The following is a 24749-nucleotide window of genomic DNA, read 5'->3' as shown; positions in this document are numbered from 1 at the left end:
GCCCCGCGCGTTCGGGCTAGCTGAGCGTAGGTATCTCCTCGCGGCCACGGTTGCCGCCGCGCGCGTCCACGACGCGCACGCTGCTCGCCTGAGGCCCCTCGTCGCCGTCCTCCTCGGTGTAGGCGACGCCCATGCCGACCCTCAGATCGGAGAACGGCGCCGATACGATGCTTCGCTCGTGGAAATAGATCTCCCGACCATCGATCGTCGTGATGAACCCGTAGTCGTTGAACAGCTTAGAGATCACGCCGGCCGTGTCCTGCGCCGGGTGTGCTTTCACCTCGCTCCGGTGCTCGTCCGCGAGCTTCTTGAGCTGGCGACCGGCGCGCTGGAACACGTCGCGCACCGCCGCCGGCAGCAGGTTCCTCGCGGCCCGCTCCTCGCTCACGATCTCGTGCTTGCCGGCCACGTGGAGGTCGACGCGCACGCGGTACTCTCCGCCCGTGCCCATGCTCGCGTGGTCGCGCTCGACCACCACCGCGCAGCTGTTGATGTGGTCGTTGAAGCGCTCGATCTTGTTCGCTTGCTCCCGGATCAGCTCCTCGAGCGAGGGGCTTTTGCCGATGTGTCGGAAGGTGAGCTCCACTTGCATGCTCTCTCCTTTCATCCTGCGTCGCTGGGACGCCCCACTGCGGTCATGCGTCTGCTTCGCCGGAGGCGCAGGCTCGGAGGGATTGGCCTGCGATCGTGAACACCTCGCGTGTGCTCGGCGTGATCAGGTAGCAAGTTCGCTGCCATGGCCGCTCAACCGCGAAACCGCCGCGCGGCGCGCTCCTTCACGGCCGAGCGCGCCAGGCGCGCGCGCGGAGGCGCAGGCTCTGCGCGGAGGGAGCCAGTTCTTGCGTCCCTCATGGATCTCCAGGGTGGCGCGGCGGTGTGGCACGAAGCGACGAGGCGCCCTCTCCTGGGGCAGTTTGCGACGTGCGGCGCGCTTCACGTCGTTCCATGGCGGCTCGTCGGCGCTCCACGCGTGTCGAGTCCGGGAGCGGCGCCGCCCGGTCCAGACGAGCTCTGCCTTGGGGGGCGCCGCGAGAGGCGGCGGGGGGCGCCGCGAGGGGCGGCGGCCACGACGGGCCCTCCCGGAGCGCGGCGCGACGCGAAGGTCCGCCCGCCGTGCCGATCGGGAGCACGTGCGCATGGCGCGTCGTCGTGTCGTCGTGCGGCGCAGGAGCAGCGACAGGACGGCGAGCACGAGGGCGAGCGCCCGCGCGGCGAGCGTCGGCCGCGCCGCCAGCGTCGGCCGCGCCGCCGGCTCGCGCTCCTCCGCTCGGCCTGCCCTCCGGCCTGCGCCGTGCGCCCGGGCTCGCCCTCGTGCTCGCCGTGGCCCTTGGATCGAGCTCGCTCCTCGGCGCGTCGGGGCGCCGCTTCAGCGGATCTCGAAGACGTAATCCGTGTCGTAGGTGCGGACGAAGAGCTTGCCGTCCTTCTCGACGAGGAACTCGGGGCCGCTCTTCAGCGGCAGCTTCGAGACGACCTTGCCGGTGGCGCGCTCGAGGACATAGAGGAAATCCGGCTCGGCCGTGAAGCCGTATCCGCAGAGGAGGTGATCTCCATGCAAGACGAAGTTCTCGGCGTTGCAGACGAGCGGCGCGCTCTGCCAGAGGAGCTGTCCCGAGGCGAGCTCGATGGCCGACAGGTAGGCGTTTTTGCCCTTCGACGAGGCCGCATACGTCCTGTGCCCCGACGAGACGTAGAGGACGCCGTCCTCGACCGCGGCCCAGCCGATGCTGCCCTTCACGAAGCCGGCTTCCTTGGGCTCGAACTCAGGCGGCATGAGGAAGCTCTCGAAGTCGAAGAAGGCGACGATCGCGTGCGCCGCGTCGAGGATCGCGACGAAGCGCGCCTCGGCGAAGCTCGGGCCGTAGAGCAGCGCGCTGTGGTCCCCGTGGTCGATCGCCTTGACGAGCGCTTGATCGCGGTAGCGCGCGGGAGCGAAGGAGGGGAAGGTGCCGCTCGCCGCGTCCGCGCCAGGCGCCGGCGTGATCATCGGCAGCGCGAGCCCGTTCGTGGTGAACCATGCCGCCTCGTCCGTGATCTGGTTCTTCTTCTCGCTGACCTTCACGAGGCGCGGCGCGGCGGAGCTTCCGGCCGGCGCGCGCCGGAAGAGCGCCGCGCCGAACGGCGGCGGCGGGAGCCTCACCGGCGACCGGCTATCGAGCGCCGCGCCGTCGCCCGCGGCCACCAGCGCGGGCCGCCCGTCGCCGCCGCGGGGGGGCGGCGCGGGCCGCGGCGGCGGGGCGCCGTCGTGAGGCGCCGGCGTTGCGGCGCCGGCGGCGCCGGGGGGCGCGGCGGCGTCCTGGGAGGCGCGGGCGGGGGGCGTCGAGGCCGGCTGACACGCGCATACGGCGAGCAGCGCGGCGGTGAGCCAGCGCGCGGGGCGAGGTGGCTGAGGCGGAGGCGGGGCGGCGAGCACGCGCGCAGCGTACCGCATCCGCCCCGGCGAGAGGGCGCTCCGAGGCGCGGGAGCTCAGCGGGCGGGCGTGAAGGAGAGGTTGAGCGTGTAGGGGCCGGCGTCCTGCGCGTTGTACGGCTCGACGAAGATGAACAGCGGCACGCCGCCGTCGACAGTGATATCGGTCCTCTCGTCGCGGCCCTTGATCTGCGCCTCGATGCACGCCAGCTGGCGGCCCGTGCAGCCGGCCCGCACGTAGAAGCCCTGGTCGGTCTCGGAGGACATCACCACCCTGAGCATGCCAGCGCTCGGCGGCGTGACCGCGTGGATCCCCTCCCGCATCCCGGGCCTCGTGCAGCTGCCGTCGAACACCATCGTCCCGCTCGTCGTGTCGCCCCGGTTCTCGCCCAGGACGGCCACGGGCGCGTCCGCGCAGAGGTTGTCGAGCTCCCAGGTGCACGCGGCGGAGCAGCCGTCGTTGTTGACGGTGTTGCCGTCGTCGCACTCCTCGGGCCGGCTGACGGTGCCGTCCCCGCAGGTGGCCGGAGAGAACGAGAGCCCCAGCGTATACGGCCCTGCGCCAGCGGACGTGACGGCGTCGACGAAGATCGGCACCTGCTGGTCCTTGCTCACGACGATCGCGATTTCAGGCCCGGCGCCCGAGGGGGCGACCTTGTTCTGGCAGGCGAGCTCGGTGGATCCGTCCGCGCACGCCGTGCGGGCGTAGAGGACGTGATCCTCCGTCCCCGACTGGAGCACGACGCGGAGCGTGCCCGATTGCCCAGCGGGAGGCGTGAACAGGTGGACGTCCTCGGGCCCCACGCCCCCGCAGGTGCCCTCGAACACGCGCGTGCCCAGCGACGTATCGCCCTCGATCGTCGTCGCCGTCACCGGCGCCGCGTCCGCGCAGGCTGCGGCGACGAGCGGGCGGCAGGTCGCGGTGCAGTCGCTGTCCGCGCAGTCGACGCGCTCGTCGCCCTCGTCGTCCTCGCCGTCGGAGCAGTCCGTCTCGCCGAGCTTGCAGAGGCCGTCGAGCGTGTCGCACACGCCGAGCGTCCGGCACTGCGAGTTCTCGGTGCACCCAGGGATGCACGCGGTGCGCTCGCCCCTGACCTCGCTGCACCGGTAGCCGTCGCGGCAATCGTCCGGCCCGCCGCACGGAAGGAGGCACAACCCCAGGCCCTCGCCGAAATCTTCACAGATGCCGCCGTTGGGACAGTCTCCCACGGCGGGATCGCATTGGCCCGCGCAGGCTCCGGACGGCCATCCCCACTCGCGCTCGGTGATGCAGTAGTCCTCGGGGCAGGCCGCATCGCTGGTGCACGCCGCTCCATAGGGCGTGGGGCTCGCTCCGCCGGAGCCGCCCGTGCCCGTGGGCTCGGTGCCACCCGCGCCGCCGGTGCCCGTGGGCTGGGCGCCGCCGGCGCCGCCGGTGCCCGCGGGCTCGGCGCCGCCGCTGCCGCCCGAGCCCGCGGGCTCGGCGCCACCGCTGCCGCCCGTGCCGGTCGCGCCCGACGCACCGGCGCCGCTGCCCGTGGGCTGGGCGCCGCCGGAGCCGCCGCCGGCGCCACCGGAGCCGCCTTCGCCACGTTCGCCGTCATCGCCGCCGCACCCAGCGGTCGTCGAGAGCGCGAGCACAAATAGACCTGCAACGAGTCGTACGTTCATCCACCCGCTCCACCAGAAGAGAGATTGTCGAGACGTGAGGTGCACTCCACCCCACGGCGCAGCGCCGCACCATCTTCAGTGCAACGGCTTCGCCTGCCAACCCCTGGTTCACGGCATCCGTGTTCGTTGGCGCGCCGCGTTTGCCGCGCGCTCGTCATGCGCGATCCGCGCCGGACAGCGGGCCGTTTCGCGGAAAGAGGGCGCACGGAGGCGGCGCGCGTAGCATGCGAGCCCACCGGCCCGCCGCCGGAACACGTGCGTTCGGTGGCACCCTCGCGTACGGTCGCGTCCGATCAAGCCCGAAAAGACACTGCTCCTCTCCCAGCCCGATGTGGCGTCTCTCCTCGCCATGGAGGCGGCCGTCGCCGCGGTGGAGGCGGCGTTTGCGGCGCACGGCCGCGGCGAGGCTGCGATGCCGCCGAAGGTCTATCCGGGGCTCCCGGCCCACGACGGTGATCTCCGTGCGATGCCGGCCTACGCCGACGGCGCGGCTGGTGTGAAGTGGGTCAACTCGCACCCGAAGAACCCTGCGCGCTTCGGCTTACCGTCCGTGATGGGGCTACATCCTGAGCGATCCGGCCACAGCGGTGCCCCTCGCCGTGATAGGCGCCGACGCGCCCGGCAAGCAGGAGCTCGATCCGGGCATCCCATGCAGGACGTCGCGCTCGCGCGGGTCATCTACGCCGCCGCGCGCAGCAAGGGCGTGGGGATGGCGTTCGATTTCTTCGGCTGAGCGCGGCCGCTAAGGCGTCCTCGCGCACCGCACGCCGAGGCTGTAATAGGGCGCCGACGGCGCGACGCTGACCCGCTCCGACGTCAGCAGATAGCTCGGCGTGCCGAAGCTGCTCCCGCCGCGGACCACCCGGTTCGAGGTGTCCGTCAGGTTGGCGCAGTCGACGCATTCTGCCGGATAGGCCCCGTACCCATCCAGCACCCACTCCCGCATGCTCCCGCCGAGATCCGCCTGCGTCCACCGCCCGTCGCCCTTCGGCGAGCGGGACCCGACGTGCGCGATGTCGCTGAAGTCGCTCTGGAACGTGCAGCCGGGCGCCGCGCTCTCCCTGCAATCGTAGGAGGCGTAGCTCGCGTCGATGGTCGTCGACTCCGGCGGGTTCGACCACGGATACTGCCGCTGCTCGTCCCCGCCGGCCGCCGCGTAGTTCCACTCGGCTTCTGTCGGGAACCGGCCCCCGTCCCACGCGCAGAACGCGAAGGCGACATACCAGCTCACGCAGTTCATCGGCAAGTGCTCCTGGGCGCCCGCCTCGTCCGTCCACGTCCGCATGTCCGCGTTGTCCGGATTGCACATCACCGCTGCTCGCAGCGCCGCCGCGTCCGTGGGCAGCTCGCTGTTCCAGGCCGGGTTCCACCCGCTCCCCGGGATGCCCGGGCGCGCTCCCGCGTCGGCCGCGGGTTGGCTGCCGGGGTACGCCTCGAAGAACTTCCGGAACCTCCCCACCGTCACCTCGAAGCGATCCAGCCGGAAGTCGCTCACCGTCGCTGGATATGCAGCATCGTTGCCGCGGTCGAATGTCCCCCCGGGCACCACCGCGCTCGCGCAGCAGCTCTCGCTTTCGCTCGGCCCGCACGTCGATGGCAGCCCTTCGCAGCTCGGGGGCGTCGTGCACGCCCCTCCGCTGCACACGGGCGCCTCCGCAGGACACGGCTCCGGGGCGTCCCACTGACCGCGGTCGTTGCACCGCTCTCGCCGGTTGTCCGAGCACCGCGCGTCGCCGCGCGTGCACTCGCCGGCGCCGCTGCCATTGCCGGCGCCGCCGCGGCCCGAGCTTGCGTCGCCTCCGCCGGAGGCGGTGTCGCCGCCTGCGCCTTCGAACGGGTGATAGTCCTTGTCCAGCCCCAGCATCGCCGTGCAGCCGCTTGCCATGCAGGCCGATGCCGCCCACCACCACCGACGCGTGCGCTTGCTCTTCATATCTCCTCTTTGGCCAATCTCCCCGCGCTGTCCACCGCGGCGCGCGCCCGCGATCTTTCCCGGCGACGCGCGCGGCCGCGCCGACTCCAGCGGTATGGCCGCGCTCGACGCTCTTCACTCTTCTGGAACGAACGGGCCGGCGTGACGACGGCCGCCCCTTCCGGCCGACCTGCAGCATCCCCGCTGAGGGATCCCTCTCATTTGTGGCGGAGTTTAACGGTTGGGCGTCACGGAGATCGAGATCTTGAGCTTCAAGTAGGCTCGAAGCGAGAAATTATGCCTGTCGAGTGAGAGGTCGTCGTCGCTGACTGGTGTTGTCTCGGTAGGGAGCGACCAGCGAGCCTAGCGCGTTTCCCGTTGGTCGGAGCGACCTCATGACGACTCGCGCGACGAATTCGATCAAGCTCGCCCCTCACGAGAGCCAGCCCCTGCGCTGCCGACGCAGACCGAAGGATCTGCGTTTCGGTGGGCTAACGGCTACGCACATCCATGATGCTCAGCGGCGTGATCGCTTGCTGCTCGCTGCCATCGCGAACGCACTTCGGACGTCGCTTGGGGCTGCTGCCGAGGAGGCGGATCTCGACCGGTTTCTCAAGGTGACACGGTGAAGCGTCGCACCATTCACTTTCCCGCCAGGGGGCCTACGGGCACGACGACATCCCGACGATGCGAGAAGAGCGGCTGCGTCCACTCCTGACCTCACCCAGCACGTCGCCGTCGCGCCGCACCACGGTGCCCGCCGGTACTCCCGCCGGCAGGGAGAGCGCGAGCCTCGGGACCTGGGGCAAGAGCCTGGGGTGGCGTTCGATTTTGGAACGCCGTCGGAATACGTGGTTTCCGTGGCGCCTCCGCGTACGGTCGCCTCCGATGAAGCCCGGGAAAACACTGCTCCTTAACAGCGGTGCGGGCGCGCCGTCTCGGTGGAGGAGGGCTCCGGCTGGCGACCTCAGTAGCGCCCGAACAGCGTGCTGGAGGCCGGCTTGATCGGTGTTGGCGCCTTGCCGCTCGCGACCGGCTTGGGCGCGGTCGTCGTCGGTTTGTTCGGGCGCACCGGCGCAGTCGCGCTCCTGGGGGGCGGCGTCTGGACGCGTGCCTCGGCGGACGGCGTCACCGTCGGAGGGGGCGCCGAGGCCGGCGCGGGCGCCACCGCCGCGCTCGGCTCGGGCGTCGCTGCGGCCGGCTCCGGCGCCGCCGCGCTCGGCTGGGGCGCTGCCGCGCTCGGCTCGAGCGCCGTCGCGGTGCCCGCGGGCGGCGCCGTGCCCTGGCTCGGGCTCAGCGGGCTCGCGGCGACCACGTCCGGCACCGCCGGTTCGCCCTCGCTCTCCGCGCGCTGCGCGAGCCAGAGGGCTGCGAGCGCGAGCATCGCGACCCCCACCAAGGCCATCCCGGCGGCGATCGGCGCCCGGCGCGGCTTCGGCGGCAGCGAGGTGGTGGCCGCGCCGGTCGAGGCGTCTGTCAGCCGCACGCGGTGCGAGCCAGAGAGGTGCTCCGGGGACGGGGTCGTCCCCAGCGCGGATTCCGTTCTCATGAGGGCCGGCGATAGCTCGGGTGACGACGGCGAGCTCGGGCGCGCTCCGGGCGAGGACGGCGCGCTCGAGAGCCGCGCGGGTGAGGACGACGGGCCCTGGTGCATGCCGGCGTAGGACGGCGCGCTCGGGAAGCTCGCGCGGCGGCCACCGCCCACCGGCATGCCGAACACCTCGCCCAGGGCGTGCACCGCCTCCGTGGCCTTGCGGAACCGCGCCGCAGGGTCGACGGCCGTGGCCCGGGCGAACCACGCATCGAAGCCCGGCGGCAACATCACGCCGACGGAGCGCGCCCGCTGCACCGGCGGCTCCTGCGGGCCGCGGACGGCCAGCATCGCGAAGGCGATCACATCACCCGCCTCGTTGGCCTCGGGGTCCCAGTACGGGAGACCCACCAGCAGCGCGTACGCCATCATGCCCAGCGCGTAGATGTCCGCAGCGCCGGTGAGCTTCTTGCCGACATGGAACTGCTCGGGCGCCATGTAGAGCGGCGTGCCGAGGCTGCGGGTGACGCCGGCCGCGGTGGCGCCGTCGGCGACCAGCTTCGCGACGCCGAAATCCAGGATCTTCACGCGGATCGAGCCGTCCTCGCACTGCGACAGGAAGAGGTTCGCGGGCTTGAGGTCCCGGTGGACGATGTTCGCCGCGTGGGTGCGGTCGAGGGCCAGCGCGGCCTGGTGGAGGTAGGTCACGGCCTCGTCGGGCTGCAGGCGGCCGACGCGCTTGAGGCGCTCGCCGAGCTCCTCGCCGCGCAGCAGCTCCATGACCAGGAAGGGCATGCCGGTCGCCTCGTCGACGCCCGCGTCGAACACATCGACGATGTGCTCGCTCTCGATGTTCGCCGCGATGCGCGCCTCTCGCTTGAAGCGCTCGCGCATCTCCTCGCTCTCGAAGAGGTGCGCGTGCATCACCTTGAGAGCTCGGTGTCGCTCGGTCTCGAGGTGGACGACCTCGTGGACGGCGCCCATGGCGCCCGAGGCGATGAGGCGGACGACACGGTAGCGGCGCGCAAAGACGGACCCGTCCGCGAGTGCAGTCGACACGAGCCAAGAGGATCCCGTCGGGCGCCCCCGGCGTCAAGGCCTCTCGGGGCTTGCCGCGACGGCCCCTGCTGCGGCGCGCCCGTCCTGTCATGATGTCGCGTAGTTGCGCAGTTGCGTAGTTGCGCAGTTGCAAAGGGTCGCTCGTCCTCCGGAATCCTCCGGAAGGCGCCGCCGCTGGTCAGAAGGTGCCCTGGGCGCCGAGGACCGCCCCCGTCGGCCCGGCCTGCAGCACGCTCGCGCGGAGCCATTGCGGGGCGGCGCCCGTCGCCGGGCCGGCCGGCTTCGGCTCCGTCCAGTACAGTACCGCGGCTGCGCCTAGCCCGGCCAGCCCCACCCCGAAGCCAAGGGTGCTCATCAGCGCCATCGTGCCCCCGCTCTGCGCGGCTTTGTTCCCTATCGCATCACAGGCCTTCTCGTCGCTGGCCTGGATCCGGCTGCCGCAGTGCTCGTCGACGACCGACTTCTTGTCGAGCGCGAGCACGCCCAGGATCCCGCCCGCCAGGAGCCCTGCGGCGCCCACCCCGCCGGCCACGTAGACCAGCGCCCGCCGGCCTCCCGGGGCTGCCGCCTCGTCCGGGACTGCGTGCGGCGGCGGGGCGCCGCGCCGCGACCCCGCCTCGGCGGCCGGGGGCTGCGCGGGGGCGGGCGCCTGCGGCGCGGGGACGCTGGGAGCCGTCGCTTCCTTGACCTCCAGCGTCAGCGCCTTGGTCTCGCCCTCGGCGATCGCGACTGTCTGTTCCCACAGGGGTCCTCCCGGCGCCTGGGTCGACACCAGGTGTACCCCGGGGTTCACCGGCAGCGCGACGCCGAGCGCGGCCGGTCCCATCGTGCTGCCGTCGCGCTTCACCACCGTGCCAGGCGGGGCGCCGTCCTGCAGCGAGAGCGAGAGCCGCGGCACGCGCGGCGAGAGCCGATCGCGCTCCTCCCGCGCCGCCTCCGGCCGGTCCCCTTGACGGGCCCGCAGCGCCGGCGTCATCCGGTCCACCCAGGCCAGGTAATTCCCGAGCTGCGTCACGGCCGTGGCGATCCGGCCCCACTGCGACTCGCACATGGCGAGCGTGAAGAGCGTACCCGGCTGAGGATCGAGCCGCTCGCTCTCCTCGAGCATCTTGCAGCCCGACTCGTAGCGGCCTGCCTGCATGTCGGCGAGCCCTCGATTGAAGAGCTCCTCCGCGGCCGCGGCGTCCTGCGCCGCGGCGGGCGCGGCGAGCGAGAGCGAGGCGAGGGCGACGAGCAGCTGTGCGGACCGGCGGAACCAAGGCGTCATGTTCTGTCACACCCGGCAGGAGAGGGGACCTCGGAGAGCGTGGCGGCCAGGGCGCGAGGCGCGCATACCCGGCAGGAGAGGGGACCTCGGAGAGCGTGGCCGCCGGGGCAGCCAGGACGCGACACGCGCGCGGCCCGCGAGCATCTACAGCGACCTCACGCAGCGAATGCCGGTCGATCGGGTGAAGTCATCCTGGGGATGATGACCACGGTTCTGCGTTCGCAGCCTGGAGGAATCCTCGTTCCATCCCCCGCCCCGGAGGGACCGGTCCGCGGCCGTCGCCAGCTGGGCGCAGTTGACGCAGGGGTTCAGGTAGTCGCCCAGGAACGAGTCCAGCGTCCACTCCGCCATGCTCCCTGCCAGATCGGCGTGCCCCCACCGCCCGTCTCCTGTGGGGGATCTCGACCCGACGGGCACCATGTCATCGAACTCGCAGGCGGCGGGCGAGCCGAGGAGACACGCGTAGGTCGTGTAGGTGGTATTGAGCGTCGTCGAGGTCGGGGGTTGCGACCACGGATAGTGACGCTGTTGGTCCCCTCCGGCGGCTGCGTAGTTCCACTCTGCTTCGGTGGGCAGCCGTCCCCCGTCCCACGCGCAGAACGCGAAGGCGATGGGCCAGCGGACGCAGTTCATCGCGAGGTGCTCGTTGGCGCCGGGCGTATCGGTCCATGTGCTGTAGCTCCCGCTGCACCGGATCGCCGTCCTCAGCGCCGGTGCGTCGAGAGGGAGGGTCGAGTCCCAGTCCGGGTTCCACCCGCTCCCCTCGATGTCCGGGTGCGCTCCCGCGCCGCGCGGCGGGCGGCTGCCTGGATAGGCGTCCACGAACCTCCGGAACCTGCCCACCGTCACCTCGAACCGATCCATCTCGAAGCCGTCCACCGTGGCGGGGAACGCGGGATTGTTGTCCCGGTTGAAGGTGCCCCCGGGGACCGGCCATGCGGTGCAGCAGCTCTCATCGCCTTTCGGACCGCACGTCACGGACAGCCCGCCGCAGCTCGGCCGGCTCACGCACGTCCCCGCGACGCACACGGGCGCCGTCCCTCCGCACGGCGGGCTGCTCTCCCATCCGCCGTTGAAGCACTGCTGCGGCGTGTTGTTCAGACACCGCCTCTCGTCCGTCACGCAATCGCCGCCCCCGCCGGTGCTGGCGGTGGTCGTCGAGGTGGTCGCCGCGGTCGTGGAGGCGGTCGTCGTGGTGGTGGAGCTTGTCGTTGTGGTGCTGCTGGTGGAGGTCGGGCCGCCGCCGCTGGCGTCGCCGCCGGAGCCGGCGCTCGTCGAGGCGGGGCCGCCGCCGCTGGCGTCGCCGCCGGAGCCGGCGCTCGTCGAGGCGGGGCCGCCGCCGCTGGCGTCGCCGCCGGAGCCGGCGCTCGTCGAGGCGGGGCCGCCGCCGCTGGCGTCGCCGCCGGAGCCGGCGCTCGTCGAGGCGGGGCCGCCGCTGCCGCCCTCCCCGCCGGCGCCCGTCGTCGCCGTGCTGGCGCCCGAGCCGGCGCCGCCTGCTCCGCCGCTGCTCGTCGCCGTCGTGTCGCCGCCGGTGGTCGAGCCGCTGCTGCCGTCTTGCCCGCCGGTTCCGGCGGCGCTTCGGTCGTCGAGGTAGTAGCCGTCGAAATCGGCGATCAGGCCGCACCCGCTGGCGACGAAGATCGAGGTAGCCCACCACCATCCCGTGCGCCTGCCAACCATGCCTACTCCTCTACAGCCGCTGCGCGGGTGCTGTCCATAGCGCCGGTACCGGTGCTGCCTGGACGAACTCGGGGCTGTTGCTCAGGGATCGGGTGCGTTCAGACGGGCGCCGGAGCGCCGGCGTCGGGCGCCGCGGGCGGTTCCGGCGCCGTCGCGGGGCGGGATCGGGCGGCGCGGGGTCAGACGGGCGCCGGGCCGCCGTTGGAGAGCGACGGCTGGTCCATGGCGATATCCCGGGGTCGCTCGACGGACGCCACGTGGGCCGCGGGAGACGGCGCCATTCCACCGCGTGCGCCCGTCCGGCTGGCCTGAGGACGAAGAGGCCATCCAGTCCCCAGGGCTGCTCTTACGAAGGTGCTGTCGTCGGCGTCAGAAGCGCCCTCGCGCGCCGAACAAGGCCCCTTCTGGCCCTGCCTCGAGCACGCCTGCGGTGATCCACCTCTGGCTCGGGCTGACCGACGGGGCCGCGGCTTTCGGCTCGGTGAGGTAAAGGATGAGCGCCGTCCCGGCCCCGGCCAGGCCCACCGCGAACCCGATCGTGCTCACCGTGGCCAGGGAGTTCGCGCTGGTCCCGGCGTCGCGCCCCGTCGTGTCGCATGCCTTCGGGTCCGCGGCGTGGATCCCGCTGCCGCAGTGCTCGTCGATGGTGCCCTTCTTGTCGAGCACGAGCGCGCCGGTGATGCCGCCCAGCACGAGGCCCGCCGCGCCGAGCCCGCCCGCCACGACCATGGCCGTCCGGCGGCCTCCAGAGCCCGCTGGCGCGTCCGGTCCGGCCGGCTCGGGCCCCGCCGGCTGCGGGGAGGGCAGCGGCGGCGCGGGCGGTGCCGGAGCCGGCGCTTCCGTCAGCGCCAGCGTGAGCTGCTTCGTCTCGCCCTCGGCGATCGTGATCCGCTGTTCCCGGAGGGGGCCTCCGGGGGTCTGGATCGAGATCCGGTGCTCGCCGGGATCCACGGGCAGGGCGAGGCCCAGCATGGCCTCGCCCTGCGAGATGCCATCGCGGGTCACCACCGTCCCGGCCGGGGCGCCGGGCGGCAGCGAGAGCGCGAGCTTCGGCACGCGCGGGGCGAGCCGCTCGATCTCCTGCTTCGAGAGGCTCGGGCGCTCGCGCTGGCGGGCTTGCTCCGCGGGCGTCAGTCGATCGAAGCGCGCCAGGTAGTCCTTGAAGCGCGCGACCGCGGTGGCGGTCCGGCCCCATTGCGCCTCGCAGGAGGCCAGCGTGAAGAGCGTGCCGGGCTGCGGATCGATGCGCTCGCTCTCGGCGAGGGCCTTGCACCCCGTCTCGTAGCGGCCCGCCTGCATGTCCGCGAGCCCCTGCTCGAAGAGCGCCGCGGCGGTCGCGATGTCTTGCGCCGCCGCGGGCATGGAGAGCGAGAGCAGGCCAGAGATCGCGAGAAGAGACGTGGAGCGTCGGAGCCAGGGCGTCATGAGGAGGGGACTCGGCAGGCGAGGAGAGCTCGGGATGCGAGCGAGCGCAGGCGTGATCGGTGGCGCGAGTGGAGCACGAAGGCAGCAAGACGGAAAGGTAGGAGACGCACAGGGGACAGCCGTGCTCGCGTCGTCGCGCGTCGCTGCGCGAGCTATCCGGCGGCGCCCGGTGTGCGGGGGTGACGAGGCGCCATGGCGGAGGTGCGGCTCAATATCGACCGTAGGGCGACGTGGGCTTCGATGTCGGCGGGGGCGCGGGGAGCTTTCCGCTGGTCGCGGAGGGCTTGAGCGCGGCTGGCGCAGGCCTGGAGGTGGCGGCAGGGGCCGGGGGGGAGGCCCGCGGGCGGCGCTCGGCCGGCGTGGAGGCGGCGGCGGCCGGCAGCACGGTGGGAGGCGACGTGGCGGCGGGCGCCGTTGCCGTGCCGACCGCGGCGGGGACGGGCGCCGCTGCCGTGTCGACCGCGGCGGTGGGGGCCGCTGCCGTGTCGACCGCGGCGGTGGGGGCCGCTGCCGTGTCGACCGCGGCGGTGGGGGCCGCTGCCGTGTCGGCCGAGGCGGTGGGCGCCGCTGGTGCGGGAGGCGACTCGGGCGTCTGCAGAGGCGGCTCCGGCGTTGCCGGCGCGGCGGCGGCGCCGTCCGGCGCCGTCGGCGGATCGCTCCCCGGCCCGTTGCGCAGCGCGAGCCAGCCGCCAGCGCCTAGCACCCCGGTGAGCGCGAGCGCCGAGAGCCCGGCGGCGAGCGGCCCGCGGCGTGAGCTCGCGGGCTTGAGCGGCCCGCGGGAGACCGGGACGCCGGTCGAGCTGCCGACGAGCGCCGGACCTGACGGGCGCGTGTCGCGGGGCGGGACCGGGGTTCCACCCGGACCGGGCTCCGTCGTCCTGAGGTCGGAGGGCAGCGCGGTGGCGGCAGGGACCACGCCGGGCCAGGACGGCGCGCTCGGGAACGTGCCCCGGCCGCCGGCCACGGGGACGCCGAGCACCTCACCGAGGGCCCGCACCGCCTCGGTGGCCCGCTGGAACCGCGCCGCGGGATCGCCCGCCGTGGCCCGGGCGAACCACGCGTCGAAGGCCGCCGGCAGCGCCACGCCCATCGCGCGCGCCCGCTGCACGGGCGGCTCTTCGGGGCCGCGGGCCGCCACCATCACGAACGCGAACACGCCGTCGGCGCTGCTCGCCTCGGGGTGCCAGTACGGGAGGCCCACGAGCAGCGTATAGGCCATCATGCCGAGCGCGAAGACGTCCGCGGCGCCGGTGAGCCTCGTGCCGCCGAGGAACTGCTCGGGCGGCATGTAGATCGGCGTCCCGAGGCTGCTCGTGGCGCCGGCCGCGGTGGCGCCCTCGGCGACGAGCTTGGCGACGCCGAAGTCGAGGATCTTCACGCGGACCGAGCCGTCCTCGCGCTGCGAGAGGAAGATGTTGGCGGGCTTGAGGTCGCGGTGCACGATCGACGCGGCGTGTGTGCGGTCGAGGGCCAGCGCGGTCTGGTGGAGGTAGGTCATCACCTCGGCGGGCGGGAGGCGGCCTGCGCGCTTGAGGCGCTCGCCGAGCTCCTCGCCGCGGAGCAGCTCCATGACCAGGAAGGGGATGCCGGTCGCTTCGTCGATGCCCGCGTCGAAGACGTCGACGATGTGTTCGCTGTCGATCTTCGCCGTGATGCACGCCTCGGCCTTGAAGCGCCTGCGCATCTCCTCGCTCTGGAAGAGGTGCGGGTGCATCACCTTGAGAGCGCGGCGTCGCTCGGTCTCGAGGTGGACGACCTCGTGGACGGCGCCCATGGCGCCGGCGGCGATGAGGCGCACGACGCGGTAGCGGCGCGCGAAGACGGTCCCCTCCGCAAGCGCTGTGGCCGACACGGCAGGACGGTCGCGCCGCGGGCGGGCGGCGTCAAGTGGACGCGAGAGCTGCTATCCATGGACCGTCGCCGCCGAGGGCTGTCATTACGCTCATCGATCCTCCTCGGGCCTTGCGCCTCGCGCTCGCCGCGGCGCGCGGCAAGCGCGGGTCGGCCGACGTCGCGGCCTTCTTGCTCGATCGAGAGGCTGCCTGCGTCGCGCTCGTCGAGGAGCTCTCGCAGGACCGCTGACGACCGGGGGCGCCGCGGGTGTTCGTGATCCGTGAGCCGAAGCTGCGCCTCATCTCGGCGCTGCCGTTCCGCGACCGGATCGTCCAGCACGCGCTGATCGAGGCGACCCTGCCGGGGCTGGAGCGCTCCTTCGCGCCGCAGTCCTACGCGTGCCGGACGGGGTTCGGGACGCACCGGTGCCTGCGCGCCGCCGCGGAGCTCACGACGCGGCACGCCTGGGTACTGGGGAGCTTAGCGCGGGTGGGCCGAGCGGAGCCAGCCGCCGAGCATCTCGCCGATCTCGTCGCTCTCGCGGGCGAATTGGAGGTGCTGCGCCTCGGAGACGCAGCGCAGGGCGTGGGCGAGGCGCATGAGGATGCGGGCGCGGACGAGGCCGCGCGAGGCGGCGGCGAGGTCGGTGCGCTTGTCGCGGCGGTACGAGGCCTCGACGAGGTGCTCGGTGATGTCGAGGCAGGCGTGGAGGAGGCGATCGCCGACGGTGAAGCGGTGATCGCGGGGGAATTGGGCGACGCGCTCGGCGAGCCAGGCAAGCAGCGATTCCATGCGGACGGCGATCACCGGCGCTGCAGCCGGGCCGGGGGCTCCGCCCCCGGACCCCCGGCTTCCCGCGTTCCGACTGCTGTCGCCCGACATCGGCGGGGATCCTTGCTGGATCAAGGGTTCAAGGATCAAGTTTCAAGGGAAGCGACGCGAATCGCAATATTTGAGCCAATTTTTACGGTGTCCTCGCGCACCGGGCCCCGAGGCCGTAGGCGCCGTGCGACGGGTCGATGCCGCCGCGAGCGGACGAGAGCTGGTCCGACGCATCGCGGTTGAAGACCCCGCCCCGGCGCACCCGGGACGAGGCGGATGCTGTGTTGGCGCAATTGTTGCATTGGTTGGAGTAGTTTCCGTACCAGTCCAGAACCCACTCCCGCAGGTTCCCGGCTAGATCTACCTGCTTCCACCTCCCATCTCCCGCCGGCGACCTCGAACCCACCGCCTGGATATCGCTGGAAGCACACTCGCCGGATGCAGACCCGTCTCCGGTGCAGTCATACACTGCGTGACTCGCGTCGACGGTGCCAGTGCTCGCCGGGGCCGACCAGGGATACTCCCGCTGCTCGTCTCCACCCGCCGCCGCGTAGTTCCACTCCGCTTCCGTCGCCAGACGGCCCCCATCCCACGCGCAGAACGCGAACGCCATGTACCAGTTCAGGCAGTTCATCGGCAGATGCTCGCGATCCCCGGCTGCATCCGTCCACGTCTGGTAGCTTGAGTCGCACTTTACTGCCAGCTTCAGCGCCGCTGCATCCGCAGGCAGGCTGCTCGCCCAAACCGCATCCCACCCGCTCCCGGCGATCAGCGGGTGCGCCCCGGCTCCCGCCGCTGGCTTGCTCCCGGGATACGCCTCCACGAACTTCCGGAATCGACCCACCGTCACCTCGAACCGATCCAGCAAGAACCCGCTCACCGTCGCTGGATACGCTGCGTCGTTGCTCCGGTTGAACGTGCCCCCGGGCACCGCCTCCCCCGTCGCGCAGCAGCTCTCGTTGCTGTCAGGGCCGCACGTCTCGGCCAGTCCGACACAGCTCCGCGGCACGCACTTCCCTGCGTCGCATGCGGGCGCCGCCGCACCACACGGCTCGGCGTCCTCCCACGCCCCGCGCCCATCGCACCGCTGCGGCCGGTTCTCCGAGCAGCGCACGTCCTCCGGGCCGCACTCCCCGACACACTTCCCATCGACGCAGGTCTGCTCGACACACTGCTTGCCCTCGGGCGTACACACGTCGCCGCCTCCAGCTCCTCCGCTCCCGCTCCCGCCCGCGCCCGCGCCGCCTCCAGTCCCGCTCCCGCCGGTTCCGGCAGCTCCGCCGCTCCCGCCGCCCGCCTCCCCGCTGGTTCCCCCAGGCACCACGTAATAGCCATGCTCCAGCCCCGCCACCCACCCGCACCCGCCCGCCGCCAACGCCCACCCCGCCCACAGCCATCTCGCGCCCTTCCGCTTCTCCATGCCTTGTCGTACTGCCGCCCCGCTCCCGATGTCCACCGACGCGTGTCCTCCACCTCATTTCCAGATGCGCCGTCACTCCCTCGACCTGCACGCGCCCGTTCTCGGCGGAAGGTGGTTCCGAGCGTGACGGACACCGCAGACGCGGCACGACGCCCCGAGCTGGCCCTCCGCCCCCTCGCGCACGGCGCTGGCGAGCAGGGCGCCGCGATCGCCGCAGCCGTGCCGCCCGCCCTCCGCGACCTCGATGAGGAGCGGGGGCAGCAAAGCGCGCAGACTCACGGCATTACGCGCAGGTCGCCATCATGATGTCTCTATTTCTGCTGCTCAACGTCGATATTTCGAGTGCGCTCCTCCCGGAGCGCTGATATCAACTCCTCCGCGCGTCCTTGGGATGCGGTTTGCGAAGCGAGACCTTCGCCGGCGAGCTCCCGCCCACTCCCGGAACTCAAGCACTTGCGAGCCACCGCACGATGCCGTCCATGGACCACGAGATCCTCGTCGATCTCTTCAAGAACCGCCCGTCGCTCGCCGCTGAGCTCCTCGTCGAGGTGCTGGGTGTCCCGCTGCCGCCACACTCCGGAGCGCGCACCACCTCGATCGATCTCACCCAGATCCAGCCTGCCGAGTACCGCGCCGACGTCGTCGTCCTCTTGCTCGGCGACGACCTCCCCGTCTCGGTGCTCATCGTCGAGGTCCAGCTCGCCATCGATCCTCGAAAGCGCTTCACCTGGCCCGAGTACACCATGGGCGCGCGCGCCATTCACCGGTGCCCGGCCGGCCTGCTCGTCGTCGCTCCCGACCCCGACGTCGCTGCCTGGTGCGCACAGCCCATCGAGACCGGTATTCCTGGCTTCGTCCTGCGCCCGCCCGTGCTGGGGCATGCGGCGGTTCCGATTGTGACGGACACGGCCGAGGCGGCCCGACGCCCCGAGCTGGGCGTGCTCTCCGCCCTCGCGCACGGCGCGGGCGAGCAGGGCGCGAACATCGCCGCCGCCGTGCTGCCCGCCATCCGCGAGCTCGATGAGGACAGGGCCAGATTCTACGGCGATCTCGTGCTAAATTCCCTGGACGATACGGCCCGGCGGGCCCTGGAGGCGATGGTGAAGGGCTACGAATACCAGAGCGATTTCGCCAAGAAGTACGTCGCGCAGGGGCGCGACCAGGGGCGCCAGGAGGGCCGCCTCGAAGGGCGCCTCGAAGGGCGCCTCGAAGGAGAGCGTGCCGTGCTCCTGCGGCAGCTCCGCGCTCGCTTCGGCGAGCTGCCGGAAGCCGCCGTGGTCCGCATCGAGGCGGCCGAGATCGCCGCGCTCGAGCAGTGGGCCGAGCGGGTGCTCAGCGCAACAACCCTCGCCGACGTGCTCGACGTGCCGAGCTGAGGACCGCTGCTGGGGATATCGCCCAAAGCACCCGGCACGTTTCCACTCCGTCGCAAGCGTGCTCCGGGGCAACTCAGGCCACTACCTTCCGCGGCGTGCGCTCCCTGGTTCCCGTCGAGGTGTTCCCGCTGCGCAGTGCCTTGGCCGGCTCGACGGCGTCCGCCTCCCCGAGGCCTACCGTCGCGCTGCTCCTGAGCGCTGTCGCTCCGCGGCCGCTCCGACCGAGCGTGACGCGTCGCCCGCGGCGCCGGGGTCGGGGCACCCGCGCTCACGCTCTTGCGCACAGGGTTGCGAATTCATCTCTCTTTATCTGCCGCGCAGATCGCTTATTTGAGGTGCCTCGCCGTCGGTGAGTTGATATCAAGACCGCCCAACGAGCTGCCGCTGTGCGACGAGCTGGTGCCGTTCCTGGTCGCTCGCTCGGGTCAGGCCCTCGACGCGTTCGCCCGGTGGGTGGCACCGCGGCGGGATGTGGAATGGGTGATCTCCATGCTAGAATACTTGCCGATGTCACAGTACACCCGCGAGGACTTGCTGCGGCGGTTCGCTCGCTCCGACGACCCGGAGATCGAGGCGCGCAGGCAGTGGATTCTCCAGGCCCTGCTCGCCGAGAGCCCGGAGGTCAAGGAGCAGCTCATCGAGAAGGGGATCGAGCAGGGGATCGAGAAGGGCCAGCTCACCGCAGCGCGCGCGGCGCTGCGCAAGGTTCTGGCGCGGCGTGGGCTTGCGCTCAGCGCGCTGCACGAGGCTCAGATTGACGCCTGCTCCGAGCTGGCCACGCTGGATCGATGGCTCGACCAGGCGGTGATGGCGACGAGCGCGGACGACGCGTTGGTGTAGATCTGGGGGCGCCGTGCCGTCGCGGTTCGGCGTCGCCCCCCTTCAATTCAACCGTAGGCCCAGGGAGAGGGAGTTCGCGGCGTGGCGCTGGGCGGGGGATGGGCCGATGTCCGAGCCCAATTGACGTTCTTTCTCCGGCGTGCGCAGCGCGCCGGAGAAAGAACGTCCCAGGCGAGTTCGGCGGGGCCCCCGCCCAGCGCCACGCCGCGAACTCCCTCTCCCTGGGCCGGGCAATCCGGGGCCCCCGCCCAGCGCCACGCCGCGAACTCCCTCTCCCTGGGCCGGGCCGCCCTCGAGGGGCCCCTCACACCGCCAAAAACTCCCTCGCGATCTCGTCGTCGAACTCCGCCACGCTCCCCCGCCGCACGATCCCCCCGTTATCCATGATGAAGTACTCGCTCGCCGTCGAGAGCGCGAAATCCAAGAACTGCTCGACGAGCAATATCGCCATGTCCCCCTTCTTCCCGAGCCCCTTGATCACCTCTCCGATCTCCTGCATGAGCGACGGCTGGATCCCCTCCGTCGGCTCATCCAGCAAGAGCAGCTTCGGCTTCCTCAGCAGCACCCGCGCGAGCGAGAGCTGCTGTTGCTGCCCGCCGCTCAGCGTCCCTGCCGCCCGCGCGTGAAACTTCTTGAGGATGGGGAACATCTCCATCATCTCGTCCAGCGCCGCGGGGCTAGGCGTCGGATCGCTCTTCGCCTCGAAGCCCATGAGCAGGTTCTCTCGCACCGTCAGGTACGGGAAGATGCCTCGCCCCTGCGGCACATAGCCTATCCCCGCGCGCGCCCTGTCGCTCGGCGACCTCGCCGTGAGGTCCGCCCCGTCGAGCGTCACCTTGCCGCGCCGCGGCTTCAGCACGCCCATGATCGCCTTGAGCAGCGTCGTCTTGCCGACCCCGTTGCGGCCCAGCAGGCACGACACCCGCCCTGGCGCGACGTCCAGGCTGACCTGCGACAGGATGCAGCTCTCCTCGTAATAGACCGCGAGATCCTCGATCACCAGCATGCTCGCTACCGCTCCTCCGCCTGCGCCTCGGCCGGCGCCTTGGCCCCGCCCCGCGCGCGCCCCGCGTCGTGCGCCCGCCCGAGGTAGACCTCGATCACCTGCGCGTTGCCCTGGACCTCCTCGACCGGCCCCTCGCACAGCCGCCTGCCGGCGTGCAGCACCGTCACCGTGCTCGCGTAGCGCCGCACGAACTCCATGTCGTGCTCCACCACCAGCACCGACCGCTGCTTCGCGATCTCCTGGACGAGCTCCCCCGTGCGGTCGCGCTCGCGCCGGGTCATCCCCGCCACCGGCTCGTCGAGCAGGAGCAGCTTCGGCTGCTGCACGAGCAGCATGCCGATCTCCAGCCATTGCCGCTCCCCGTGCGCGAGCACCGCGGCCCGCACGTCCGCGCGCCGCCGGAGCCCGATGCGATCGAGCGTCTCGGAGATCTCCCTCTCCTGCGGCGCTGACAGCCCGCGGAGCAGCCCCGGCGCGCTCTCCCGGAAGCCCATCGCCGCCTCCAGGTTCTCGAGCACCGTGAGGCTCCCGAACACGGCCGGCGTCTGGAACTTCCGCCCGATCCCGAGCCGCACAAGGGCGTGCTCCGGCAGGCGATTCACCTCCGTGGCCTCCTGTCCGGACTCCCCACCTCCGTGGAACACCACGCGTCCGCTCGACGGCTTCGTCTTGCCGGTCAGGATGTCGAGCAGCGTCGTCTTCCCCGCGCCGTTCGGCCCGATCAGGAACCGGAGCTCCCCGCGCTGGATGGAGAAGTCGAGCTCGTCCAGCACCTTGAAGCCGTCGAAGCTCACCGTCACCCGCTGGACCTCGACGATGTTGCCGCGGCTCATCGCGCTGCTCCTCTCCTCGTCTCCGCGCTCGTTTGCGTGCTCGCTTCCGCTCATCTCCGCGCCTCCCCCTCAGCGACCGGTCGTCGCCGGCGCCTCTGGGCCCGCCGCCGAATCGACCTCATCCCCGCTCGCCGGCCCCGCCGCGCCGCCCGCGTCGCGGCGCGAGAGCCGCGCGGCGTGCCGCTGCAGGAAGCCCGAGACGCCCTTCGGGAGCAGCATGACCGACGCCGCGAAGAGCGCGCCGAAGCCGAGCTGCCACACCTCGGGGTACGACTCGCTCAGCGCGCTCTTGCCCAGGCTGACCAGGATCGCCCCGACGACCGCGCCGATCAGCGTGCCGCGCCCGCCGACAGCCACCCAGGTCACCATCTCGACCGACGGGATCACGCCCATCGAGGAGGGCGAGATGAGGCCGACCTGGCAGACGAACAGCGCGCCCGCGATGCCCGCCATGCCCGCCGACAGCGCGAACACGAGCGTCTTCAGCGTGACCGGGTTGTAGCCGAGGAAGCGCACCCGGTTCTCGTCGTCCCGCATCGCCACGAGCAGGCGCCCGAAGCGCGACTGGGTGAGCTTGCGGCACAGGAGATAGAGCGCCCCGAGGCAGAAGAGCGTCACGAAATAGAGCACCGTCTGCGTCCCGGTCGCCCCCCGCGCGAAGCCGAAGATCGTCTTCAGGTTCGTGATCCCGTTCGTGCCGCCCGTCACCGCCTGCTGGCCGATGAAGAGGATCGACGCGATCAGCGTCAGCCCCTGGGTGATCAGCGAGAAATAGACCCCCTGGACGCGGCTCCGGAAGACGAGATAACCCACCGCGGACGCGATCGCCATCGGCAGGAGGACGACGGCGCAGAGGGCCACGACCGGCGAGCGGAACGGCTCCCAGAAGAGCGGCAGCGCCTCGAGGCCGCTCCAGCTCATGAAATCGGGCAGGCGCGAGCCGGACGTCTCCAGCTTCAGGTACATCGCCATCGCGTAGCCGCCGAGGCCGAAGAAGAGCCCCTGCCCGAGGCTCAGCATCCCGCCGTAGCCCCAGATGAGATCGAGCCCCAGGGCGACGATGGCGTACGTGAGGAACTTGCCGAGCAGGTTCAGGCGGAAATCGGAGAGCACGAGCGGCGCGACGAGGAGCGGCAACGCGACGGCGAGCGGCGCTCCCCAGGTCCAGACGAACGTGCGAAGGGCAGAGTCTCGAGGGGCCATGTCCGTGTCCTCTCCTATCGTGTGCGCAGGGCGAGCAGGCCTGTCGGACGCCACTGCAAGAAGGCGATCACCAGCGCGAACACGAGCGCCTTGCCGAGCGACGCGGTCGTCGAGAGCTCGAGCAGCGTGTTCGCGACGCCGATCACGAGCGCGGCCACCACCGTGCCGGGCAGCCGCCCGAGGCCCCCGAGGATGACCACCATGAAGGCGTCGACGATGTAGTTCGTCCCGAGCGACGGGCCGATCGAGCCGAGCTGCGTCAGCGCGCACCCCGCGATCCCGGCGAGCCCGGCGCCCAGCGCGAACGTCGCGGCGTCGACCCGGCGCGCGCGGACGCCGAGGCACGAGGCCATCTCGCGGTTCTGCATGACGGCCCGCAGCCGCCTGCCGCCCGCGGAGCGGTGCAGGTATGTGTAGACCGCGGCGATGCACGCGATCACGAGCGCGATGAGGAAGACCCGCTTGTAAGGCAGCTGCACGCCGCCCGACAGCGCCACGCCGCCGCTCAGCCACGACGGGCTCGAGACCTGCACGTTGGACGCGCCGAACAGGCTCCGCGCGGCCTGCTGCAGCACGAGCCCGACCCCCCACGTGGCGAGCAGCGTGTCGAGCGGCCTGCCGTAGAGGAAGCGGACGATCGTGAGCTCGAGCACGAGCCCGAGCACGCCGGCCACGAGGAACGAGGCCGGCAGCGCGAGCAGGAACCAGAGCCCGGCCTCGGTCCCCCCGACGAGCGGCGCGACGTGGTGCCCGATGACGTACGTCGTGTAGGCCCCCGCCATGATGAACTCGCCGTGGGCCATGTTGATCACGTTCATGAGCCCGAAGGAGAACGCGAGGCCCATCGAGATGAGCAGGAGGATCGAGCCCAGGCTCAGGCCGTTGAAGGCGTGGAGGAGAACTTCGTTCATTCTAGAGCACCCAACCGATCGAGACGCCGCGCACTGTGAGGTTCGGGCCGCGGAGGCGCGGAGGGCATCCTGATGGGCCCCCGCGCCCTCCCTGGTCCCGTGATCCGGGCTTCGGGCTTCGCGCTCGCGGCCCGCTACTTCGCGGCCAGCTCCTTCGCCCAGGGGTACGCGCTCAGGTACGGATCCGGCTGGACCGGCTTGCCCGAGCTCCACACCTCGTCGATGAGGCCGTCCTTCCGGACCGCGCCGATGCGGACCGTCTTCCAGGTGTGCTGGTTCTTCCCGTCGAGCCGCACCAGGCCCTCGGGCGCGTTGTACTCGATGCCTCCCGCCTTCACGGCCTCCTTCACCTTGGCGACCTCGGTCGACTTCGCCTTCTCGACGGCCATCTTCCACAGGTAGACCCCGAAGTAGCCCGCCTCGATGGGGTCGTCCGTGACGCGCGTGGCGCCGTATTTGGCCTTGTACGCGTCGACGAACTTCTTGTTCTCGGGGGTGTCCGTCGTCTGGTAGTAGTTCCACGAGACGAGGTGTCCGGCGATGTTGTCGGCGCCGATGCCGCGCACCTCCTCCTCGGCGACGCTCACCGAGAGGACCGGCAGCTTGTCGGCGGTGTAACCCGCGTCCTTGAACTGCTTGAAGAACGCCACGTTGCTGTCGCCGTTCAGCGTGTTGAAGATCGCGTCGGGCTTTGCCGCGGTGATCTTCGTGATGATCGTGCTGACCTCGGTCCCGCCGAGCGGCAGGTACTCCTCACCGGCGAGCTCACCGCCCTTCGCCGCGAGCTGAGCCTTGATGATCTTGTTGGCCGTGCGCGGAAAGACGTAATCGGAGCCGAGCAGGTAAATGCGCTTCTTGCCCTTCTCGAGCAGGTAGTCGACCGCGGGGACGATCTGCTGGCTCGGCTCGGCGCCGGTGTAGAAGATGTTGGGCGACTGCTCCAGCCCCTCGTACTGGACCGGGTAGAAGAGCAGGCCGTTCAGCTCCTCGAACGAGGGCAGCATCGCCTTGCGGCTGGCGCTGGTCCAGCCGCCGAACACGACCGCCACGGCGTCCTGCTGCACGAGCTTCCTGGCCTTCTCGTTGAACGTGGGCCAGTCGCTGGCGCCGTCCTCGACCACGGGCACGAGCTGCTTGCCGAGGACGCCGCCGGCCTTGTTGATCTCCTCGATGGCGAGCAGCGTCGCGTCCTTCACGGCCACCTCGCTGATCGACATGGTGCCGCTCAGCGAGTGGAGCACGCCGACCTTGATGGATCCGCTGTCCGAGGCGGGCGCCACGGGCGCCGTCCCGGGCGCCGGAGCCTCGTCGTTCGCCTTGCCGCAGGCAGAGAGCAGGGCCGCGCCGGCGAGCGCCGCCATCGCGACGCAGAGCGCCCGACGCCGAGAGGTGCCCGCCGCCGGCCGATCCTCAACGTCCAACCCAGACGTGTACATATTCAACGCATCCTCCTTGGGTGCCGGGGGCGCGTCCAATGCCCTGCATCGACGCGGCGCGGCGATTCGACTGCACAAGAGCCGTTGGGAGTTCGGGAGCCGGCCAGTGGAGACTCCCGGCTGGACACACCCGAT

The 24749-nt window shown here is 71.7% G+C and carries 20 protein-coding genes; 4 read left to right on the top strand and 16 right to left on the bottom strand.

Annotated elements, in window-relative coordinates; translation table 11 throughout:
- Positions 1–16: 16 nt before the first annotated feature.
- From WMF34_RS28880 to WMF34_RS28870, 3 genes are all read right to left on the bottom strand, one after another.
- Entirely contained in the window at positions 17–592 is a 576-nt protein-coding gene (locus WMF34_RS28880; protein WP_012238225.1) for an HPF/RaiA family ribosome-associated protein, read from the bottom strand.
- Positions 593–1366: 774 nt separating this feature from the next.
- On the bottom strand, positions 1367–2413 hold the full coding sequence (locus WMF34_RS28875; RefSeq protein WP_157906973.1) for a hypothetical protein: 1047 nt from the start codon (positions 2411–2413) through the stop codon (positions 1367–1369).
- 54 nt (positions 2414–2467) lie between these two features.
- A complete protein-coding gene (locus WMF34_RS28870) occupies positions 2468–4060 on the bottom strand; it encodes a DUF4215 domain-containing protein (protein WP_437989823.1) in 1593 nt (530 codons plus the stop codon).
- Between the two features lie 331 nt (positions 4061–4391).
- Here WMF34_RS28870 and WMF34_RS28865 point away from each other — a divergent pair, with 331 nt between their 5' ends.
- On the top strand, positions 4392–4793 hold the full coding sequence (locus WMF34_RS28865; protein WP_437989822.1) for a hypothetical protein: 402 nt from the start codon (positions 4392–4394) through the stop codon (positions 4791–4793).
- 9 nt (positions 4794–4802) lie between these two features.
- Here the strand turns inward: WMF34_RS28865 and WMF34_RS28860 are convergent, their stop codons facing one another.
- From WMF34_RS28860 to WMF34_RS28845, 4 genes are all read right to left on the bottom strand, one after another.
- Positions 4803–5945 (bottom strand): formylglycine-generating enzyme family protein, encoded by a 1143-nt coding sequence (locus WMF34_RS28860; protein ID WP_437989821.1) that lies wholly within the window; start codon positions 5943–5945, stop codon positions 4803–4805.
- A gap of 994 nt (positions 5946–6939) precedes the next feature.
- Positions 6940–8562 (bottom strand): serine/threonine-protein kinase, encoded by a 1623-nt coding sequence (locus tag WMF34_RS28855; protein ID WP_437989820.1) that lies wholly within the window; start codon positions 8560–8562, stop codon positions 6940–6942.
- A 178-nt stretch (positions 8563–8740) separates the two neighbouring features.
- Complete coding sequence (locus WMF34_RS28850) at positions 8741–9829, bottom strand: hypothetical protein (RefSeq protein ID WP_012238219.1); 1089 nt, start codon at positions 9827–9829, stop codon at positions 8741–8743.
- Between the two features lie 144 nt (positions 9830–9973).
- On the bottom strand, positions 9974–10951 hold the full coding sequence (locus tag WMF34_RS28845) for a formylglycine-generating enzyme family protein (RefSeq protein WP_049876401.1): 978 nt from the start codon (positions 10949–10951) through the stop codon (positions 9974–9976).
- Here WMF34_RS28845 and WMF34_RS28840 point away from each other — a divergent pair.
- Positions 10920–11423: a hypothetical protein gene (locus WMF34_RS28840; protein WP_157906972.1), complete on the top strand. Its 504-nt coding sequence runs from the start codon at positions 10920–10922 to the stop codon at positions 11421–11423. The genes WMF34_RS28845 and WMF34_RS28840 overlap by 32 nt on opposite strands.
- Before the next feature lie 455 nt (positions 11424–11878).
- Here WMF34_RS28840 and WMF34_RS28835 read toward each other — a convergent pair whose 3' ends face one another.
- From WMF34_RS28835 to WMF34_RS28820, 4 genes are all read right to left on the bottom strand, one after another.
- A complete protein-coding gene (locus WMF34_RS28835) occupies positions 11879–12934 on the bottom strand; it encodes a tetratricopeptide repeat protein (RefSeq protein ID WP_437989819.1) in 1056 nt (351 codons plus the stop codon).
- Positions 12935–13142: 208 nt separating this feature from the next.
- A complete protein-coding gene (locus WMF34_RS28830; protein WP_437989818.1) occupies positions 13143–14786 on the bottom strand; it encodes a serine/threonine-protein kinase in 1644 nt (547 codons plus the stop codon).
- A 461-nt stretch (positions 14787–15247) separates the two neighbouring features.
- Complete coding sequence (gene avd, locus WMF34_RS28825) at positions 15248–15649, bottom strand: diversity-generating retroelement protein Avd (protein ID WP_437989817.1); 402 nt, start codon at positions 15647–15649, stop codon at positions 15248–15250.
- Positions 15650–15731: 82 nt separating this feature from the next.
- Positions 15732–17009, bottom strand: coding sequence for a formylglycine-generating enzyme family protein (locus WMF34_RS28820; RefSeq protein WP_437989816.1), 1278 nt, complete (start codon positions 17007–17009; stop codon positions 15732–15734).
- 479 nt (positions 17010–17488) lie between these two features.
- Here WMF34_RS28820 and WMF34_RS28815 point away from each other — a divergent pair, with 479 nt between their 5' ends.
- Positions 17489–18385 (top strand): DUF4351 domain-containing protein, encoded by an 897-nt coding sequence (locus WMF34_RS28815; protein WP_437989815.1) that lies wholly within the window; start codon positions 17489–17491, stop codon positions 18383–18385.
- Positions 18386–18784: 399 nt separating this feature from the next.
- On the top strand, positions 18785–19225 hold the full coding sequence (locus WMF34_RS28810) for a hypothetical protein (RefSeq protein ID WP_437989814.1): 441 nt from the start codon (positions 18785–18787) through the stop codon (positions 19223–19225).
- Positions 19226–19529: 304 nt separating this feature from the next.
- Here WMF34_RS28810 and urtE read toward each other — a convergent pair whose 3' ends face one another.
- The 5 genes from urtE to urtA form a co-directional block, all read right to left on the bottom strand.
- The gene (urtE, locus tag WMF34_RS28805; RefSeq protein WP_437989813.1) at positions 19530–20231 is read right to left on the bottom strand and encodes an urea ABC transporter ATP-binding subunit UrtE; all 702 of its coding nucleotides are present in this window, start codon (positions 20229–20231) and stop codon (positions 19530–19532) included.
- 5 nt (positions 20232–20236) lie between these two features.
- The gene (gene urtD / locus WMF34_RS28800; protein WP_437989812.1) at positions 20237–21064 is read right to left on the bottom strand and encodes an urea ABC transporter ATP-binding protein UrtD; all 828 of its coding nucleotides are present in this window, start codon (positions 21062–21064) and stop codon (positions 20237–20239) included.
- 69 nt (positions 21065–21133) lie between these two features.
- The gene (gene urtC / locus WMF34_RS28795) at positions 21134–22267 is read right to left on the bottom strand and encodes an urea ABC transporter permease subunit UrtC (protein WP_437989811.1); all 1134 of its coding nucleotides are present in this window, start codon (positions 22265–22267) and stop codon (positions 21134–21136) included.
- A gap of 14 nt (positions 22268–22281) precedes the next feature.
- Complete coding sequence (gene urtB / locus WMF34_RS28790) at positions 22282–23178, bottom strand: urea ABC transporter permease subunit UrtB (protein ID WP_012238208.1); 897 nt, start codon at positions 23176–23178, stop codon at positions 22282–22284.
- Positions 23179–23312: 134 nt separating this feature from the next.
- Positions 23313–24614 carry an urea ABC transporter substrate-binding protein gene (urtA, locus tag WMF34_RS28785; RefSeq protein ID WP_012238207.1) on the bottom strand — a complete coding sequence of 434 codons (1302 nt, stop codon included), beginning with the start codon at positions 24612–24614 and terminating at the stop codon, positions 23313–23315.
- Positions 24615–24749: the final 135 nt, after the last annotated feature.

Source organism: Sorangium sp. So ce145, from assembly GCF_051525985.1.
GTDB classification, from domain to species: Bacteria; Myxococcota_A; Polyangia; order Polyangiales; family Polyangiaceae; genus Sorangium; species Sorangium cellulosum_B.
The sequence above is the reverse complement of the archived record's forward strand: the minus strand, read 5'-3'. Positions and strand labels throughout refer to the sequence as shown.

Bases quoted from the DNA above. Each gene is read 5' to 3' on its own strand.
- WMF34_RS28815 (WP_437989815.1), top strand. From the start codon at position 17,489: ATGGACCACGAGATCCTCGTCGATCTCTTCAAGAACCGCCCGTCGCTC.
- urtB (WP_012238208.1), bottom strand. From the start codon at position 23,178: ATGAACGAAGTTCTCCTCCACGCCTTCAACGGCCTGAGCCTGGGCTCG.
- WMF34_RS28820 (WP_437989816.1), bottom strand. From the start codon at position 17,009: ATGGAGAAGCGGAAGGGCGCGAGATGGCTGTGGGCGGGGTGGGCGTTG.
- urtE (WP_437989813.1), bottom strand. From the start codon at position 20,231: ATGCTGGTGATCGAGGATCTCGCGGTCTATTACGAGGAGAGCTGCATC.
- urtC (WP_437989811.1), bottom strand. From the start codon at position 22,267: ATGGCCCCTCGAGACTCTGCCCTTCGCACGTTCGTCTGGACCTGGGGA.
- WMF34_RS28835 (WP_437989819.1), bottom strand. From the start codon at position 12,934: ATGACGCCCTGGCTCCGACGCTCCACGTCTCTTCTCGCGATCTCTGGC.
- WMF34_RS28870 (WP_437989823.1), bottom strand. From the start codon at position 4,060: ATGAACGTACGACTCGTTGCAGGTCTATTTGTGCTCGCGCTCTCGACG.
- urtD (WP_437989812.1), bottom strand. From the start codon at position 21,064: ATGAGCCGCGGCAACATCGTCGAGGTCCAGCGGGTGACGGTGAGCTTC.
- avd (WP_437989817.1), bottom strand. From the start codon at position 15,649: ATGTCGGGCGACAGCAGTCGGAACGCGGGAAGCCGGGGGTCCGGGGGC.
- urtA (WP_012238207.1), bottom strand. From the start codon at position 24,614: ATGTACACGTCTGGGTTGGACGTTGAGGATCGGCCGGCGGCGGGCACC.
- WMF34_RS28850 (WP_012238219.1), bottom strand. From the start codon at position 9,829: ATGACGCCTTGGTTCCGCCGGTCCGCACAGCTGCTCGTCGCCCTCGCC.
- WMF34_RS28860 (WP_437989821.1), bottom strand. From the start codon at position 5,945: ATGGCAAGCGGCTGCACGGCGATGCTGGGGCTGGACAAGGACTATCAC.
- WMF34_RS28880 (WP_012238225.1), bottom strand. From the start codon at position 592: ATGCAAGTGGAGCTCACCTTCCGACACATCGGCAAAAGCCCCTCGCTC.